The organism is Streptomyces longhuiensis, assembly GCF_020616555.1.
In the GTDB taxonomy this organism is placed as follows: Bacteria; Actinomycetota; Actinomycetes; order Streptomycetales; family Streptomycetaceae; genus Streptomyces; species Streptomyces longhuiensis.
Window position 1 is genome coordinate 8,369,188 of the sequence record NZ_CP085173.1, and the last position, 17,265, is coordinate 8,386,452.

15 protein-coding genes are annotated in these 17,265 nt (G+C 71.7%); 6 read left to right on the forward strand and 9 right to left on the reverse strand.

The features are described 5' to 3' along the window. Positions 1-54 precede the first annotated feature (54 nt). A complete protein-coding gene (locus tag LGI35_RS38125) occupies positions 55-597 on the forward strand; it encodes a nitrobindin family protein (RefSeq protein WP_227298985.1) in 543 nt (180 codons plus the stop codon). Between the two features lie 174 nt (positions 598-771). Further along, entirely contained in the window at positions 772-1,758 is a 987-nt protein-coding gene (gene sph, locus LGI35_RS38130) for a sphingomyelin phosphodiesterase (RefSeq protein WP_227298986.1), read from the forward strand. Positions 1,759-1,843: 85 nt separating this feature from the next. Here sph and LGI35_RS38135 read toward each other — a convergent pair whose 3' ends face one another. Continuing rightward, positions 1,844-2,212, reverse strand: a complete 369-nt coding sequence (locus LGI35_RS38135) for a hypothetical protein (RefSeq protein ID WP_227298987.1) — start codon at positions 2,210-2,212, stop codon at positions 1,844-1,846. 202 nt (positions 2,213-2,414) lie between these two features. Here LGI35_RS38135 and LGI35_RS38140 point away from each other — a divergent pair, with 202 nt between their 5' ends. The 4 genes from LGI35_RS38140 (at position 2,415) to LGI35_RS38155 (ending at position 5,548) form a co-directional block, all read left to right on the forward strand. Continuing rightward, positions 2,415-3,119, forward strand: a complete 705-nt coding sequence (locus LGI35_RS38140; protein ID WP_227298988.1) for a CDGSH iron-sulfur domain-containing protein — start codon at positions 2,415-2,417, stop codon at positions 3,117-3,119. 85 nt (positions 3,120-3,204) lie between these two features. Continuing rightward, positions 3,205-3,921 carry an ABC transporter permease gene (locus LGI35_RS38145; RefSeq protein ID WP_227298989.1) on the forward strand — a complete coding sequence of 239 codons (717 nt, stop codon included), beginning with the start codon at positions 3,205-3,207 and terminating at the stop codon, positions 3,919-3,921. Continuing rightward, a complete protein-coding gene (locus LGI35_RS38150; protein WP_227298990.1) occupies positions 3,918-4,589 on the forward strand; it encodes an ABC transporter permease in 672 nt (223 codons plus the stop codon). The genes LGI35_RS38145 and LGI35_RS38150 overlap by 4 nt, the downstream gene beginning before the upstream one ends. Continuing rightward, positions 4,589-5,548, forward strand: coding sequence for an ABC transporter substrate-binding protein (locus LGI35_RS38155; RefSeq protein ID WP_227298991.1), 960 nt, complete (start codon positions 4,589-4,591; stop codon positions 5,546-5,548). Before LGI35_RS38150 ends, LGI35_RS38155 begins: the two co-directional genes overlap by 1 nt. A gap of 24 nt (positions 5,549-5,572) precedes the next feature. Here the strand turns inward: LGI35_RS38155 and LGI35_RS38160 are convergent, their stop codons facing one another. The 8 genes from LGI35_RS38160 to LGI35_RS38195 form a co-directional block, all read right to left on the reverse strand. Beyond that, entirely contained in the window at positions 5,573-6,736 is a 1,164-nt protein-coding gene (locus tag LGI35_RS38160) for an ABC transporter ATP-binding protein (RefSeq protein ID WP_227298992.1), read from the reverse strand. A gap of 22 nt (positions 6,737-6,758) precedes the next feature. Next, positions 6,759-7,415 carry a LutC/YkgG family protein gene (locus LGI35_RS38165; RefSeq protein WP_227298993.1) on the reverse strand — a complete coding sequence of 219 codons (657 nt, stop codon included), beginning with the start codon at positions 7,413-7,415 and terminating at the stop codon, positions 6,759-6,761. After that, on the reverse strand, positions 7,412-8,890 hold the full coding sequence (locus LGI35_RS38170) for a LutB/LldF family L-lactate oxidation iron-sulfur protein (RefSeq protein WP_227298994.1): 1,479 nt from the start codon (positions 8,888-8,890) through the stop codon (positions 7,412-7,414). Before LGI35_RS38170 ends, LGI35_RS38165 begins: the two co-directional genes overlap by 4 nt. Beyond that, a complete protein-coding gene (locus LGI35_RS38175) occupies positions 8,887-9,642 on the reverse strand; it encodes a (Fe-S)-binding protein (protein ID WP_227298995.1) in 756 nt (251 codons plus the stop codon). The genes LGI35_RS38170 and LGI35_RS38175 overlap by 4 nt, the downstream gene beginning before the upstream one ends. Before the next feature lie 74 nt (positions 9,643-9,716). Beyond that, on the reverse strand, positions 9,717-11,195 hold the full coding sequence (locus LGI35_RS38180) for a rhamnulokinase (protein ID WP_227298996.1): 1,479 nt from the start codon (positions 11,193-11,195) through the stop codon (positions 9,717-9,719). Positions 11,196-11,203: 8 nt separating this feature from the next. Continuing rightward, positions 11,204-13,246, reverse strand: coding sequence for a bifunctional aldolase/short-chain dehydrogenase (locus LGI35_RS38185; RefSeq protein WP_227300696.1), 2,043 nt, complete (start codon positions 13,244-13,246; stop codon positions 11,204-11,206). Between the two features lie 5 nt (positions 13,247-13,251). Further along, the gene (gene rhaI / locus LGI35_RS38190) at positions 13,252-14,451 is read right to left on the reverse strand and encodes an L-rhamnose isomerase (protein ID WP_227298997.1); all 1,200 of its coding nucleotides are present in this window, start codon (positions 14,449-14,451) and stop codon (positions 13,252-13,254) included. Positions 14,452-14,590: 139 nt separating this feature from the next. Continuing rightward, positions 14,591-17,221 carry an alpha-L-rhamnosidase-related protein gene (locus tag LGI35_RS38195; RefSeq protein WP_227298998.1) on the reverse strand — a complete coding sequence of 877 codons (2,631 nt, stop codon included), beginning with the start codon at positions 17,219-17,221 and terminating at the stop codon, positions 14,591-14,593. Positions 17,222-17,265: the final 44 nt, after the last annotated feature.

A 17,265-nucleotide genomic window follows, 5' to 3' on the forward strand; every position in this document is an offset into this window, starting at 1 on the left:
GGGGGACGCCCTAGGCTTCACGAGGCACCGGCCACGACCTCAGGAGCGCGCACTGTGTACGACCCCGCACCGGCCCACCCGTACCCCGACAGCACCGGCCCGGACCAGGCACCCGCGCCGCATCCGCTGCTGACGCCCGTGCTGGGCCTGCTCGGCACCTGGCGTGGCCGCGGACAGGGTGGATACCCCACGCTCGAAGGGGACTTCGCGTACGCGCAGGAGGTCGTTCTCAGCCACGACGGCCGGCCGTTCCTCCGCTTCGAGGCCCGTGCCTGGCTGCTCGACGCCGACGGTGCGCCGCTGCGGCCGTCGGCCCGGGAGAGCGGCTGGTGGCGGCTCCAGCCCGAGGGCCGGGTGGAGGCGCTGATCACGCAGCCGACCGGCATCGCGGAGATCGCCGTCGGCACGGCGGACGGCAACACGGTCGACCTCGCCACCGATCAGGTGGCGCTCACGCCCACCGCCAAGGAGGTCAAGGCCACGCGCCGCCGCTACGCGCTGACCGACGACGGCACGCTCACGTTCACCCACGACCTCGAGGCCGTCGGCATGCCGCTCCAGCACCACCTGTCGGCGCGGCTGCGGCGCGAGGCCTAGCTCGCGGTCTCTCGGGTCAACGGCCACCACCGGCAAGGGACTTGGGGCAAGGGCATTCAGGTGAAGGGACTGGCAGAAAGTGGCCACCCGGTGGTTACCCGGAAGTAACTGTGGCTGCTTTGATGTGGCGTGCTCACGTCCCTCACAGCATCCCCACAAGAAACGGGAGGCCACGTGTCCCGCGTTGCCCGCCGCACGACCGGTTCCGCCCTCGCCCTCACCCTCGCCGCCGCCTCCGCGGTCCTGACCGCCCCGCAGGCGTCGGCGGCGACGTCCGCCGACACGCCCGGGCTAAAGGTCCTGACGTACAACACGTTCCTGATGAGCACGAATCTCTACCCCAACTGGGGTCAGGCGCACCGGGCGGCGGCCATCCCGGCCGCGCCGTTCTTCCAGGGCAACGACGTCGTCGTGCTCCAGGAGGCGTTCGACAACACCACGTCCGACGCGCTGAAGAGCAACGCGGCGGCGCAGTACCCGTACCAGACCCCCGTCGTGGGGCGGTCCAAGGACGGCTGGGACGCCACCGGCGGCTCCTACTCGTCGACGACGCCCGAGGACGGCGGAGTGACGCTGCTCAGCAAGTGGCCGATCGTGCACAAGGAGCAGTACGTCTACAAGGACGCCTGCGGCTCCGACTGGTGGTCCAACAAGGGCTTCGTCTACGCGGTCCTCGACGTGAACGGCGCGAAGGTGCACGTGGTCGGGACGCACACCCAGTCCACCGACTCCGGGTGCGGGGCCGGTGAGGCGGTCAAGGACCGCAGCCTCCAGTTCAAGGCCATCAAGTCCTTCCTGGACGCCAAGCACATCCCGGCCGGCGAGCAGGTCATGGTGGCGGGCGATCTCAACGTCGACTCGCACGGCGGGGAGTACGCCTCCATGCTCGCCGACGGTGGATTCGTCGGGGCCGACTCGCGGACCGGGCACCCGTACTCGTTCGACACCGAGGCGAACTCGATCGCGAGCTACCGCTACCCGGGCGAGCCCAAGGAGGACCTGGACTACGTCTTGCACGTCCAGGGCCACGCGCGGCCGGCCGGATGGGTCAACGACGTGGTCAAGGAGACCACCGCGCCCTGGACCGTGAGCAGTTGGGGCACGAGCTACACGTACACCAACCTGTCGGACCACTACCTGCTCCAGGCCGGACGCCGGTGACCCGCGCCCGGCGCCGGGCGCGGGGCCGGAACACGCAGGGTCAGAACGCGCAGGGCCAGAACACGCAGGGCCACAACGCGCAGGGTCAGAACGCGTCCGCGAGGAACGCCAGGCCCGCGATCAGGCCGATGTAGGCGAGCACGGCCAGGGCGCACACGAACAGCAGCAGCCAGCTGACCACGATGCCGAGGAGCGCCGTCCCGCGCCCCTCGCCGTCGAGGCGGCGCCCGCGAAAGCGGCCGACGTGGCCGGCCGGGACGGCGATCAGGGCGCTCAGCACGGCCATGCCGACGAAGACGCCGGGGTGCAGCCAGGCGATGCCGGTGGAGAAGTTGGCGAGCGACGCGACGCCGAAGCCCGCGAAGGAAACGCTCACCTTCGCGGGCCGGTTCCGGCCGCCGAAGCCATGCCCGGATTCCGTCCGCGCCCGCGTGCTCCGCGATCCGCTGCTCACGGTCCGCCCCCTGGGTTCGCGTCTGTCGCAAAGCGTGAATCCTACGGGGGCGCCGTGACAGGTCCGCCTCATACCCAGGGAGGCGGACCCTCCGGGACCGAGGCCGCGGTCGCACGAGCGCGGGCCCATTCCTGTGGCGCCCGGCGACCCCCTCCGCAAGGCTGGAACAGGGGGCCGCCGCACGGATCAGGAAGGACCCCTCATGCCGGACGCGCAGGACGCCGCCCCGCACTCCGCCTCGGCGCGGGGCGTACGCGTCTCGGAGGACGGGCCGTACCTCGTCACCGGCGGAGTCCCCCTCATCCAGCTGGTCATCGTCACCGACGCGCGGGGCCAGTCCGTCGAGTGGTGGCAGCAGCGCACGTACGACACCGAGGAGACGTACGAGCTGTGCCGCTGCGGGCAGTCCGCGAACAAGCCGTTCTGCGACGGCAGTCATGAGCGGGCCGGGTTCGACGGCACCGAGACCGCGAGCCGGCTGCCCTATCTGGAGCAGGCCGACGAGCAGGACGGACCCGAGCTCACCCTCACCGACGCCCAGCCCCTGTGCGCCTTCGCGCGGTTCTGCGACGCGGACGGGCAGGTGTGGAACCTCGTCGAGGAGCAGGGCACCGCCGACGTCGTGGAACGGGAGACGGGCGACTGTCCCTCAGGGCGCCTCGTCGCCTGGAACCTCGCAGAGCGGCGCCCCGTCGAGCCGGAACTCCCGCCGTCCATCGGCATCGTCGAGGACCCGCAGGAAGGCGTCAGCGGAGGGATCTGGGTGCGCGGCGGCATCCCGGTGACCGCCGCCGACGGCACGCCGTACGAGGTCCGCAACCGCGTGACCCTGTGCCGCTGCGGCGCCTCGCGCAACAAGCCGTTCTGCGACGGCACCCACGCGTCGATCGGCTTCAAGGACACCTGACCTCACCGCGCTCCGGTACCCGAGGCCGTACGCCGTACGGGTCATCCAGCGCGCCGTCGTCCGCGCCTGCCACTGGAATGGACGAGTGCCCCCATGGAGCGGACCCCTCACCCAGAGCCCCGGCAGCGCGCCGCCCGACGACTGTCTGGCGCGCAACGACTGGATCTGCGGCGAGTACCTGACCACCCGCCGTCACATCCTCCTCGACGCGGTCGTCCAGCACCTCCAGCTCACCGCGCTCGCCGTCCTGATCGCACTGGTGCTCGCCGTGCCGCTGGCCGTCGTCGCCCGTCGCTGGTCCCTCGCGTCGGGTCCGGTCCTCGCCCTGACCACGATCCTCTACACGATCCCGTCGCTCGCCATGTTCTCGCTGCTGCTGCCCGCGTACGGCCTGTCCGCGTCCCTCGTCGTCGCGGGGCTCGTCCTGTACTCGCTCACGCTGCTCGTGCGGAACATCCTCGCGGGCCTGCGAGCCGTCCCCGAAGACACCCGGCAGGCCGCGCGCGGAATGGGATACGGGCCGGTCAGGCTGCTGCTCACGGTGGAGCTGCCCCTCGCCCTGCCGGCCGCGATGGCGGGCCTGCGCATCGCCATGGTCTCCGCCGTCTCCCTCGTCACGGTGGGCGCCATCGTCGGCTACGGCGGCCTCGGCAACCTCATCTACGCGGGCATGAACACGTTCTTCAAGGCCCAGGTCCTCACCGCGTCCGTGCTGTGCGTCGTCATCGCGGTCGCCGCCGACCTGCTGCTGCTCGGCGTGCAGCGCATCCTCACTCCCTGGACGAGAGCGAGCCACGCGTGAAGACCCTCACCGACGCCTGGGACTGGCTCGCCGACGCCTCACACTGGTCCGGCGACGACGGCATCTGGCACCGGCTCGCCCAGCACCTCGTCCTCACCGTCGTCTGTCTGGTCATCAGCTGCCTGATCGCCCTGCCCGTCGCGCTCGTCCTCGGCCACCTCGGCAAGGGCGGCGCGCTCGCCGTGAACATCTCCAACGTCGGCCGCGCCGTCCCCACCTTCGCGGTCCTCGTGCTGCTCCTGCTCACCCCGCTCGGAAAGCTCGGCGAGGGACCCACGGTCGTCGCCCTGGTCCTCTTCGCGGTCCCGCCGCTGCTCACGAACGCCTACGTCGGGATGCGCGGAGTCGACCGCGACATCGTCCAGGCCGCTCGCGGCATGGGGATGACGGGACGGCAGATGCTGTTCCAGGTCGAGGTGCCCCTCGCCCTGCCGATGATCATGAACGGGGTGCGGATCGCCGCGGTGCAGCTCGTCGCCACCGCGACGATCGCGGCCCTCGCGGGCGGCGGCGGCCTCGGCCGGATCATCACCGCCGGATTCAACCTGGCGAGCACCCCGCAGGTCGTCGCGGGCGCCGTCCTCGTCGCTGTCTTCGCGCTGCTCGTCGAGGGCGCCTTCGAGCTCGCCGAACGGTTCGCGCCCGCCCTGGCCCGGGGGAGGGCCTGATGGCGGCCTTACGGCGGCGGGCCGCAGTGGCAGCCGTGCTCCTGCCGCTCCTCCTGGTCGGCGCCTGCGGCGGCGGACCCTCGCTGGAGAACCAGGGCGCGGTCACCGCCCCGCCCGGCGACAGCAAGCACCTGATCATCGGCACGGCCGGCTTCACCGAGAGCGACCTGCTCGCCCAGATGTACGCCCTGCTCCTGAAGCAGGCCGGCTACAGCACCAAGATCCTTTCTGTCGCCAACCGCGAACTGTACGAACCCGCCCTGGAATCCGGCCAGATCGACGTCGTGCCCGAGTACGCGGCGACCTTCGCCGACTGGCTCAACGCCAAGACGAACGGCGCCAAGGCCCCGCCCGTCGGATCGCCCGACCTCGACGCCACCATGAAGGCCCTGCACGGCCTCGCCGCACCGCGCGGACTCGCCGTCCTCGCCCCCGGCAAGGCCGTCGACCAGAACGCCTTCGCCGTGACCACCGCCTACGCGAGGCAGCACCGCCTCAAGACTCTCAGCGACCTCGGCGCGTCCGGCCTGGAGGTACGCCTTGCCGCGGGCGACGAATGCGTCCAACGGCCGTACTGCGAGCCGGGCCTGAGGAAGACGTACGGGATCGACGTCACCGGCGTCGACCCCAAGGGCGTCGGCACCACCCAGTCGAAGAAGGCGGTGCAGGACGGCAAGAGCCAGATGATGCTCACCACGACGACCGACGCGACCCTGTCCGACTTCGGCCTCGTGCTGCTCGCCGACGACAAGCGTCTGCAGAACGCCGACTACATCGTGCCGGTGGTCAACCGGGCGCGGGCGGGCAGCGAGCGCGTCGCCGACGTCCTCGGCGCGCTGAACTCCGTACTGACCACCCAGGACCTGGCGTCCATGAACCAGCAGGTGGACAGCTGGCGCAGGCTCCCGGAGGACGTGGCGCGCTCGTACCTGGAGTCGAAGGGACTGCTCAAGAGGTGAACTTCTCCGAGGGGGACGGGTCGGTCACGCGTCGGCGACCGAGTCGAAACTCACCTCGTCCCGCGCCACGCCCTGGGCGTCCGCGTCCACCGAGCGGCGCAGCGCCTCGTGCAGCTTCGCCGGGGTCAGCACGCCGAGGAAGCGGGCGCCTTCGAGGACCGCGACCCAGCCCGCGTCGTGCTGGAGCATCACGCCGAACGCCTGCTTGAGCGGGGCGCCGACGGGCACCCAGGCGTTCATGCGGTGGGCCAGGTCGCCGACCAGCCCCTCCTCGCCCGCGAGCGACAACTCGTCGATACCGACCCAGCCGTGCAGATCGCCGTCCGCGTCGAGGACGACGGCCCAGCGCGCGTCCTCGTCACGCAGCCGCGCGGCGGCCTGCCGGGCGGGCTCGCCGGTGCGGGCCACGGCGGGCTGGTCCAGGTCGTCCGGCTCGATCTCCGTCACGGAGAGCCGCTTCAGACCACGGTCGGCGCCGACGAACTCGGCGACGTACGGGGTCGCGGGCGTGCCGAGCACCGCACCCGGAGTGTCGAACTGCTCGATGCGGCCCTGCCCGTACACCGCGATCCGGTCGCCCAGCCGGACGGCCTCCTCGATGTCGTGCGTGACCAGGAGAACCGTCTTGCGCACGGCGGCCTGCATCCGCAGGAACTCGTCCTGCAACTGCTCGCGGACCACCGGGTCGACGGCGCCGAACGGCTCGTCCATCAGGAGCACCGGCGGGTCGGCGGCGAGCGCGCGGGCCACACCGACGCGCTGGCGCTGGCCGCCCGACAGCTGCTCCGGGTAGCGGGAGCCGTACTGCTTCGGGTCGAGCCCGACCAGGTCGAGCAGTTCGGCGGCCCGGGCACGCGCCTTGGACTTCTTCCAGCCGATCAGCGCGGGCACGGTCGCCGTGTTGTCGAGGATCGTGCGGTGCGGGAAGAGGCCGACCTGCTGGATGACGTATCCGATGCGGCGGCGCAGCTGGACCGGGTCGACCTTCGAGATGTCCTCGCCGTCGACGAAGATCCGGCCGGACGTGGGCTCGATGAGGCGGTTGACCATCATCATCGTGGTGGTCTTCCCGCAGCCCGACGGGCCGACCAGGGTGACCAGTTCGCCCTCGCCGACCTCGAAGGACAGTTCGTCCACGGCCGTCGTGCCGTCCGCGTACCGCTTGGTGACTTGGTCGAACCGGATCATTCCCTCACGCTAACCGCGACGGTCACTCCCCGCTCACCAGCACGACCTCCAGGGTGCGCGGGCCGTGCACGCCCTCGACCCGGTCGAGTTCGATGTCACTGGTGGCGGACGGACCGGAGATCCATGTCAGGGGCCGCCTCGGGTCGAGCCGCTCCAGGGCCTGCGGGACCGAGGAGACGACCTGGTCCGGGACGCGGACGACGCAGATGTGGTGATCGGGGATCAGCGTGATGCGGCGGCGGCCCTGGTCGGGCGAGCCGTCCAGGACGATGGTGCCGGTCTCGGCGACGGCCACCGCGCAGCCGGTGACCACGCTCCCCACCGCGTCCAGGTCGTGCGTGGTGCTCACGGCACGGTCGTGCACCCGGGTGGGATCGGCGGCGGACATCCACTCGGGCGGCAGTCCCGGGGGCACGAGCACGTACCGCGGTCCCCGCGCGGCGAGCAGCCTCATGATCAGGTACGGGAGCTCCTCCTCGTCCTGGCAGCGGTGCACGATCGCCCGGTAGTCCGCCAGGTTCTCGGCGAGCAGGTCGACGGTCTCCTCGGTGGTCCGGGAGCCGTGCTCACGCCGGTACCCCCGGTCCACGGCCGTCTCGTACGACGCCTGTGCGTCGCCCCGGGGCGCATCGCCGAGCGCGCGCCGGACCCGGCCCAGGATGATGTCCCTGCTGCTCACTTGCCGCTCTCCTTCGTGCCGTGCGTGCGTTGCCACCAGTCGCGGAAGGATTCCGCCGGGACCTGCGGCAGATCCCGCGTCGCGCTCCAGGCCCGGCCGGGACCGGGGAGCGTACGGGGATGGAAGCGGCGCGTGCGCGAGGCCAGGCGCTGGCCCGCGCGCAGCGCTCCGGGGTGGACGAACGCCCAGCCGGCCGTGCGCATGGCCGCCCGCTCCGCCGCATGGCCCTTCGCCGGCTTCAGGACCACCTTGTTGCCCTGCCGGGTGGCCGGTCCGCCCTGCACGACCCGCTCCCGCAGGTGCACGAGGACTTCGGGGATGTCGATGGCGACGGGGCAGACTTCGTAGCAGGCGCCGCAGAGGCTGGAGGCGTAGGGCAGTGAGGCGTCGATCTCGCTGGCTGTGCCGCGGAGTTGGGGGCTGAGGATGGCGCCGATGGGGCCGGGATAGACGGAGCCGTAGGCGTGGCCGCCGGCCCGCTCGTAGACCGGGCAGACGTTGAGGCAGGCGGAGCAGCGGATGCAGCGCAGGGCCTGGCGGCCGACCTCGTCGGCGAGGGTGTCGGTGCGGCCGTTGTCGATCAGGACCAGGTGGAAGGCTTGGGGCCCGTCACTGTCACTGGTGCCGGTCCACATCGACGTGTACGGGTTCATGCGTTCGGCCGTCGAGGAGCGGGGGAGCGTCTGGAGGAAGACCTCGAGGTCGCGCCAGGTGGGGACGATCTTCTCGATGCCGACGACCGAGATCAGGGTCTCGGGCAGGGTGAGGCACATGCGGCCGTTGCCCTCGGACTCGACGACGACCAGGGTGCCGGTCTCGGCGACCATGAAGTTCGCCCCGGAGATGCCGACCTTGGCACGCAGGAACTTCTCGCGCAGGTGCAGGCGTGCGGCCTCGGCCAGCTCCGCGGGGGTGTCCGTCAGGCCCTCGGGGGCCGGGCGGCCCCACGCGCCCATCTCCTTGGTGAAGATGTCGCGGATCTCGCCGCGGTTGCGGTGGATGGCCGGGACGAGGATGTGGGAGGGGCGGTCGTGACCGAGCTGGACGATGAGTTCGGCGAGGTCGGTCTCGTAGGCGTGGATGCCCTCGGCCTCCAGCGCCTCGTTGAGCCCGATCTCCTGGGTGGCCATCGACTTGACCTTGACCACTTCGGACTCGCCGGTCTCCTTGACCAGGCGCGTCACGATCCGGTTGGCCTCGTCCGCGTCTGCGGCCCAGTGGACGGTGCCGCCCGCCGCGGTGACGGCCTCCTCCAACTGCACGAGATAGGTGTCGAGATGGCGCAGGGTGTGGTCCTTGATCTGCTTGCCGGCCTCGCGCAGGAGCGCCCAGTCGTCCAGCTCCGCGACGGCCTTGGCCCGCTTGTCGCGGATGGTGTGCGTGGCATGTTTCAGGTTGGCGCGCAGGGTGGTGTTGCCGACGGCCTCGTGGGCGGCCTTAGGGAAGGCGGGCATGCCGACGAACGTGCCGCTCATGACAGGGGCTCCTCTTGCGTGCTCGCCAGGATCTCCGCGATGTGGACGGGGCGCATCGCCGTGTGCAGGCGGGACATCGTGCCGCCGAGGTGCATCAGGCAGGAGTTGTCCGCCGCGCACAGGACGTCGGCGCCGGTCGAGCCGGCGTTGCGGACCTTGTCCTCGGCCATGGCCGCCGAGACATCGGAGTTCTTGACGGCGAAGGTGCCGCCGAACCCGCAGCACTCCGCAGCGCCCGGCAGCTCCTTGAGGTCAAGTCCCTTGACCGCCTTGAGCAGTTGGTAGGGCCTGTCGCCGAGCCCGAGGGAGCGCAGGCCGTGGCACGTCGGGTGGTACGTGACGGTGTGCGGGTAGTACGCGCCCACGTCCGTCACACCGAGCACGTCCACGAGGAACTCGGTGAGCTCGTACGTCTTCGGCACGACCGGCGCGAGAGTGGCCGCGAGCCCGTCGCCGCGGCCCTCCGCGCGGGCGCGCTCACCCATGCGCGGGTACAGCTCGCGCACCATCGCCCCACACGACCCCGACGGCGTCACGATCGCGTCGTACTCACCGAATACATCGGAGAACTTCCGGGCGAGCGGCTCCGCCTCATGGCGATAGCCGGTGTTGTAGTGCGCCTGCCCGCAACAGGTCTGCCCCATCGGGAAGTCGATGTCGACACCCAGTCTGGTCAGCAGTTTCACCACCGCACGGCCGGTGTCCGGATAGAGCGTGTCGTTGACACACGTCAGGAACAGTGCGACACGCATCGCGGCCCCTTCGTATCGATCATCGGATGGGTGCAGGGTACGCGGCAGGCGGCCCGGAGGGGAGACACCTGGCGTCACCGTTCGGCGAGGCGCCGCTCGGCGGCCCGCCACGCGGTGTGGTTCCCCCGCGGCTCGTACCGGGTCAGGGGCTGGGTGCGGGCGAGGAGTTCGCGTATCGCCGCCCGGTCGCCGACGAGGCCGTGGGCGCGCGCCTGCACGAGTACGTTGCCCAGGGCCGCCGCCTCGGCGGGGCCCGCCACGACCGGGAGACCGCAGGCGTCGGCGGTCAACTGGCACAGCAGCGCGTTACGGGCGCCGCCGCCCACGATGTGCACGACGTCGACCGGGTGGTCGGCCAGACGCGCCGCTTCGGCGATCGCCCGCCGGTGCGCGAGCGCCAGGGAGTCGAGGATGCACCGGGTCGTCTCGGCCCGGGTGCGGGGCACGGGCTGGCCCGTGCCCCGGCAGGCCTCCGCGATGCGCTCGGGCATCCGGCCCGGGGAGAGGAACGCGGCGTCACCCGCGTCCACCACCGACCTCAGCGGCGCGACGTCCCCCGCCTCCCTCAGCAGCGCCTCCAGTTCGGGGTCCCCCCAGGCGCGCAGGCACTCCTGGAGCAGCCACAGGCCCATGATGTTGCGCAGAAAGCGGACCGTGCCGTCCAGACCCAGCTCGTTCGTGAAGTTCGCGGCGCGGCTCGCCTCGCTCAGGACGGGGGCGTCGAGTTCGAGACCGGCCAGCGACCAGGTGCCGGTGCAGATATAGGCGAACCGCTCGCCCGGTGCGGCCGGGACGGCGGCCACCGCGGACGCCGTGTCGTGCGAGCCGACGGCCGTCACCGGGACCGGACCCGTCAGCCCCGTCTCCTCCAGTACCTCCGGCAGCAACTGCCCCGCCGGGTCCCCGGGCCTCCGCAGCGGCGGGAAGAGCCCGAGATCGACCCCCAGGCGCTCGGCGACCGAGGACGCCCAGTCACCGGTGCGTGGGTCGATGAGCTGGGTGGTCGAGGCATTGGTCACCTCCGTGCCCTGCTCCCCGGTCAGCCAGTACGAGATCAGATCGGGAATCAGCAGCAGGCGGCGCGCAGCGGCCAGTTGAGCCGATCCCTGTGCCGCCACCAGCTGGTAGAGGGTGTTGAACGGCGCGTACTGCAGGCCCGTCGCCGCGTACAGCTCCGCCGCCGGCACGCTCGCCCACACCTTCTCCGCCACGCCCTCGGTACGACCGTCGCGGTAGTGCACGGGGTGGCCGAGCAGCGCGCCGTCCGCGTCGAGGAGGCCGTAGTCCACGGCCCAGCTGTCGATGCCGACGGACGCGATCCGCCCGCCCGCCGTGGCGCCGGCGGCGCGCAGCCCGTCCAGCACGCCCGCGTACAGGCCGAGCACGTCCCAGCGCAGCCCCTCAGGGAGGTGCACCGGACGGTTGGGGAAACGGTGGGCCTCCGCCAGGGCGAGGGTGCCGGGGCCGACCCGGCCGACCATGACGCGCCCGCTGGAGGCACCCAGGTCGACCGCGGCGAACACGCCCGTCCGGGCGGCAACCGGAGTCGCCATGGCCCCGCTCATCGCAGGAAGGCCGCGGCGACGCCGGCGTCCACCGGAATGTGCAGCCCCGTCGTGTGCGTGAGGTCCCCGCCCGTCAGGGCGAACACCGCGTTGGCGACATGCTCGGGCAGTACCTCGCGCTTGAGGATGGTCCGCTGCGCGTAGAACTCGCCGAGCTTGTCCTCCTCGATCCCGTACGTCGCCGCGCGCTGCGCGCCCCAGCCGCCCGCGAAGATGCCGGAGCCGCGCACCACACCGTCCGGATTCACGCCGTTGACCCGGATGCCGTGCTCGCCCAGCTCGGCTGCCAGCAGCCGGACCTGATGTGCCTGGTCGGCCTTGGTCGCGGAGTACGCGATGTTGTTCGGGCCCGCGAACACCGCGTTCTTCGAGGCGATGTACACGAGGTCGCCGCCGAGCCCCTGCGCCCGCATGACGCGGGCGGCCTCGCGCGACACGAGGAAGGAGCCGCGCGCCATGATGTCGTGCTGGAGGTCCCAGTCCCGGGCCGTCGTCTCCAGGAGCGGCTTCGAGATGGAGATGCCCGCGTTGTTCACCACGAGGTCGACTCCGCCGAACGCCAGGGCCGCCGTCCCGAACGCCTCGACGATCTGCTCCTCCGACGTCACGTCGACCGTGACGGCCACCGCCTTGTCGGGCCCGCCCAACTCCTCCGCCACGGCAGCCGCGTTGTCCCCGTTCAGATCCGCGACCACCACGCACGCGCCCTCGGCCACGAGCCTGCGGGCGATCGCCTTCCCGATGCCGCTGCCCGCGCCCGTCACGAGCGCGATCCGGGTGGCGAGCGGCTTGGGCTCAGGCATCCGCCGGAGCTTGGCCTCCTCCAGGGACCAGTACTCGATGCGGAACTTCTCCGACTCCTCGATCGGCGCGTAGGCCGACACGGCCTCGGCGCCCCGCATCACATTGATCGCGTTGACATAGAACTCGCCCGCGACGCGCGCCGTCTGCTTGTCCTTGCCGAAGCTGAACATGCCGACCCCGGGGACGAGCACGATCGCCGGATCGGCGCCCCGCATCGCCGGCGAGTCAGGGCCCGCGTGCCGCGCGTAGTAGGCCGCGTACTCCTCGCGGTACTCGGCGTGCAGCTGCCGCAGGCGCGCGACCGCCTCGTCCAGGGGAGCCGTCGGCGGCAGGTCGAGGACCAGGGGCCTGACCTTCGTGCGGAGGAAGTGGTCGGGGCAGGACGTGCCGAGTGCCGCGAGGCGCGGGTGCTCGGTGCGCGACAGGAAGTCGAGCACGACGTCCGAGTCGTCGAAGTGGCCCACCTGGGGCCGGTCCTGGGAGGCGAGCGCCCTGATGAACGGGGCGAGGGCGGCGGCCCGCTCCCGCCGGCCGGCCGGTCCGGCGCCGGTGTACCCCGCGAGCAGCGGGCCGAACGGCTCGGCCCTGCCCCGCTCGGCGAGGAACGCCTCCGCGGTAAGGATGATGTGCAGGGAGCGCCGCTCGCACTCCTGCGCCGTGTCGCCCCACGCCGTGATGCCGTGACCGCCGAGGACGCAGCCGATCGCCCGCGGGTTGGCCTCCTTGACCGCCGCGATGTCCAGGCCGAGCTGGAATCCGGGCCTGCGCCACGGCACCCACACCACCGCGTCGCCGAAGCACTCGGCGGTCAGCTTCTCGCCGTCCGCGGCGCAGGCGAGCGCGATCCCGGAGTCGGGGTGCAGGTGGTCCACGTGCGCCGCGTCGACCAGGCCGTGCATCGCGGTGTCGATGGATGGCGCGGCGCCGCCCCTGCCGTGCAGGCAGTAGTCGAACGCGGCGACCATCTCGTCCTCGCGCTCCACCCCCGGATACACGCCCTCCAGGGCGCGCAGCCGGTCCAGGCGCAGGGCCGCGAGCCCGTCGGCCGTGAGCGTCCCCAGGTCGCCGCCCGAGCCCTTGACCCACATCAGCTCGACGTCACCACCCGTCACCGGGTCGGTAGAGGTGCCCTTCGCCGAGGTGTTGCCCCCCGCGTAGTTCGTGTTGCGCGGATCCGCGCCCAACCGGTGTGAACGGGCCAGGAGTTCGCTCACGCACGCGTGCTGCTCCGTCATGTCGCTCATGCCCCCCACCCGGCCTGTACGCCTCCGACGCGGTCCTTCACGATCCGCTCCTGCCATCCTGACCGCCGGTAGGCCCCCATGGGATCCGGGTCGAGCCCCAGCTCTTCCCTGACCTCCTCCAGTAGGGGACGCACGTCCGTGTTGTACGCGTCCATCAGCACCCCGTTGGCCGCCAGCACGTCGCCCTCCCGCTGGGCCGCGGCGAGTGCCTCGGCGTCGACGAGCAGCGCCTTGGCCGTGGCCTCCTGGACGTTCATCACCGAGCGGATGATCGCGGGGATCTTGGCCTCGATGTTGTGGCACTGGTCGAGCATGAACGCGATCCCGGAGTCGGCCTCCAGACCGCCGCCCCGCCGCACCTCGTACAGGATCCGGAACAGCTGGAAGGGGTCCGCCGCGCCGACCATCAGGTCGTCGTCCGCGTAGAAGCGTGAGTTGAAGTCGAACGCGCCGAGGCGTCCCTCCCGCAGCAGGAACGCGACGATGAACTCGATGTTGGTGCCCGGCGCGTGATGCCCGGTGTCCACACACACCTGCGCCTTCTGGCCGAGCTTGAGGCAGTGCGCGTACGACGTGCCCCAGTCCGGCACGTCGGTGGCGTAGAAGGCGGGCTCGAAGAGCTTGTACTCGAGCACCATGCGCTGGTCGTCGCCCAGCCGGTCGTACACGGTCCGCAGCGCCTCGGCGAGCCGGTCCTGGCGGTCCCGGAGGTCGTCCTGGCCGGGGTAGTTGGTGCCGTCGGAGAACCACAGCTTCAGATCGCGCGAGCCGGTGGCGTCCATGATGTCGACGCACTCCAGGAGGTGGCCGACGGCCTTGCGGCGCACCGCGGGGTCCGGGTTGGTGACGCTGCCCAGCTTGTAGTCGTCGTCCTGGAAGACGTTGGAGTTGACCGCGCCCAGCTTCACACCGCGTTCCTCGGCGTACGCGGCGAGCTTCGCGTATCCCTCGGGTCCGCCCTCGACGCGGTCCCACGGTATGTGCAGCGCCACGGTCGGCGCGGCCCCCGTGAACGCGTGGACCTGCGCGGCGTCGTCGAGCTTCTCCCGCGGGGTGCGGGGCACGCCGGCCTGGGCGAACACCTTGAAGCGGGTGCCCGAGTTTCCGTAAGCCCAGGACGGTGTCTCGATCGACTGGCGCTTCAGGACGGCCTTGGCGGCCGCTGTCCGCGCCTCGTGTGCTGTGGACCCGGTCATGTCTCTCCTGTGAACGAACGATCGTTGTGAAACGATTCAAAGCCTGACGCTAAAGGGCCGTGCGGGGCGTGTCAACGGCCCCGCACGGCCTGGTCGGTGACTGTGCCCGCGGCCCGATCTCCCAGGCCGCAGGCGCAGTTCAGCCCTCGCGCGTCAGCGTGAAGCGGTGGGTGCCGGGGGTGAGAGCGGACACCGTCACGCGGCCGGAGTCGAGGCGCACCCCGGACGCCGCGGATCTGCCGTCCCGCCAGAGCGTCCGCCCGCCCGAGCGCACCGTCGCGCCCCGGCCGTCCGTGGGCAGCGCGACGACCCCCCGAGTGCCCCGCGGCGCATGCACGGTCAACGTGAACGTGCCGCCCTGACGCTCCCACTCCACGCCCAACGGCCCATGAGGTGTGGGCAGTTCACCCCGCGCCCAGCGGACCGATCCGGTGAACGGACGCACCTCCCAGGCGGCGTACCCCGGTGACGTCGGCTTCGCGCCGAGCAGCTGGTGGGTGAGCGCGGGCAGCACTCCCGTGGACCACCCGTGCGCCATGCTCGTGTACGCGCCCTCGTACAGCGAGCCGTTCGGACCGATGCCCTCCCAGTGCGTGATGCCGGGGTCGTGGCTCTCCATCCATCCGTAGGTGCGCTTGATCTGGTCGATCGCCGAGTCGGCGAGGCCGCTCTCGAAGCGCGCCACGAACTCCGGGTACGAGGTGAAGGCGTACACCCGCTGGGAGGCGCCACCGAAGAGGGTGTCGTTGTCCATGAAGGCGTTGCCGTAACGGCGTTTCGTCGTCGCGTCCAGGTGGGCGAGCGCCGACGCCGCCCGCTCCGCGTCCGCGACGCCCGACGTGATGGCGATCGCGTTGCCGTCCTGCGCGTGCCGGACGGCGCCGGTGGCGGAGTCCAGATAGGCGCCCGCCGCCTCGTCCCACAGATGCGTGTTGACCGCCTGGGCGACCTTGTCCGCCCGCTCCCGCCACCGCCCCGCGTCCGCGTCATGACCCACGTGGTCCGCGATACGGGCCGCGTCCCTCAGGGCCTGCACATAGTTGGCGTTGTAGTAGGTGATCCGGCCCGTGCGCCCGAGGAACGCGTAATCCCCGTACCCCGACGTGCCGTTGAGGCCCTTGCTCAGCAGGCCCGCGTCGTCCGTCACGCTCGGGTACCACGTGTCGAGGACCTTGACGAGCTGCGGGTAGTAGCGCTCGGCGTAGTCCGTGTCGCCGGTGTACAGGACGTAGTCCCAGCTGCACGTCACCCACCACAGCGGGTAGTCGAACAGCGGGAGCGTGTACTGGTTGATGGAGGCCGGCGGGATCCAGCCGTCGGCCCGCTGGTGCTCGGCGAGGTCCGCCAGGACGTTGCGCGCGGCCTCGGCCGCGTCGTCGTGGGTGAGATAGAGGGTGCGCCCCGCCACCGCCACGTCACCGACGTACGGATCCCGGTCACGCTTCGCGCCGTCGTGCAGGACGAGCTTGCCGTCGAGCGACGCGCTGAAGGCGCCCCGCGGGTCCACGTCGTCCGCGCGGAAGGTGTCGACGACCAGCTCGTTCGTGTACGAGGCGCCGTACCAGTAGCGGTTCAGCTCCTCGTCGGAGCACAGGAACCAGCCGCGGTACGACTCCGGTGTGCCGAGATACGCCGTGAAGGCGAGCGACACGGCGTCCACGGCGACGGTGCCCCACGGCTGCGCGGCGGGCGCGTCGGACGGCAGCGCGTCCAGCGTGATCTTGAGATAGCGGAAGCCGTGCAGGCCGTCCGCGTACACCTTGTCGCTGCCCGAGGCGTAGCCCTTCTTGTCCGTCCACTCGGCGCCGCCCGCGGGTACGGCGTACTGGTCCGTTCCCTTCGAGGCGCCGCCCGCCTGGTCGTTGCGGGTGAAGTCGGAGCGGTCGGTGAGGAACTGGAGCGTCTCGGAGAAGGCGAGGCGCACCCCGGGGTTGTTGCCGGACGCCCAGGCGAAGTCGACCTTCGGGTGACCGACGACGACCTTGCCGAAGTCGAGCGTCACGCTCGGCGCGACGACCGGGTCCACGGCCTCGGGCCAGACCTCGTTGATCCGCGTGAACACGCCCTGCCCGAGGTCCTGGGCCGAGGTGACCGTGATCCGCACCCGCGCCGTGGACACCGCCGCGTCGAAGCGGACGGCGCGCTGCACCGCGCTGTTGCCGGTGACGGCGGCGACCTTCCGCCAGTCCGAGTCCACCCAGGCGTCCACCGTGAAGTCCGTGGGAACGCCGTCCGTGTCGGACACCACGGTCAGGCCCGAGAGCGTGAGCGCCGCAGGCGCTGTCACCGTCAGGGTGTCGGGGAAGGCGCGCTCGGTGTCGTCGTTCCAGAAGGTGTCGAGGTCGCCGTCGACGGCGTGCTGTGCGTCGTACGTGCGCGGTCGGCCGTCGCCTCCGTTGTTGCCGGCGTGGGTGGTGGAGCCCTCCGCCGTGGTGCCGTCGGGCCAGCGCGGTGGCGCGGGAGGTTCGGGGCGGCGCAGGACGGTCACCCGGCCGCCAGGCTTGAGGAGGGCGTCGGGACGCGTCACGTCACCGGCCGACCGGACGATCCGCACCGGCCGCACCGTGCGGCCGGAAGGCGCCTGGACGTAGCGGTGCCAGGCCGCGTCCGGGGCCTGTCCGGCAGCCGAGCCCTGAACCGGTGTCGCTGCCGCGGCCGTTCCCGCGCCCAGGAGGGGCAGTCCGGCCGCGGCCAGCACCGCCCCGCCCACACCCGCTCCGAGCACGGCGCGCCGGTCGGGCCCCTGTGCTGTCTTCACGTCATCCGTCACGTCTGTGTGCCTCCGTCTGCCCGCGCCGGAACGGGGCAGGAGTG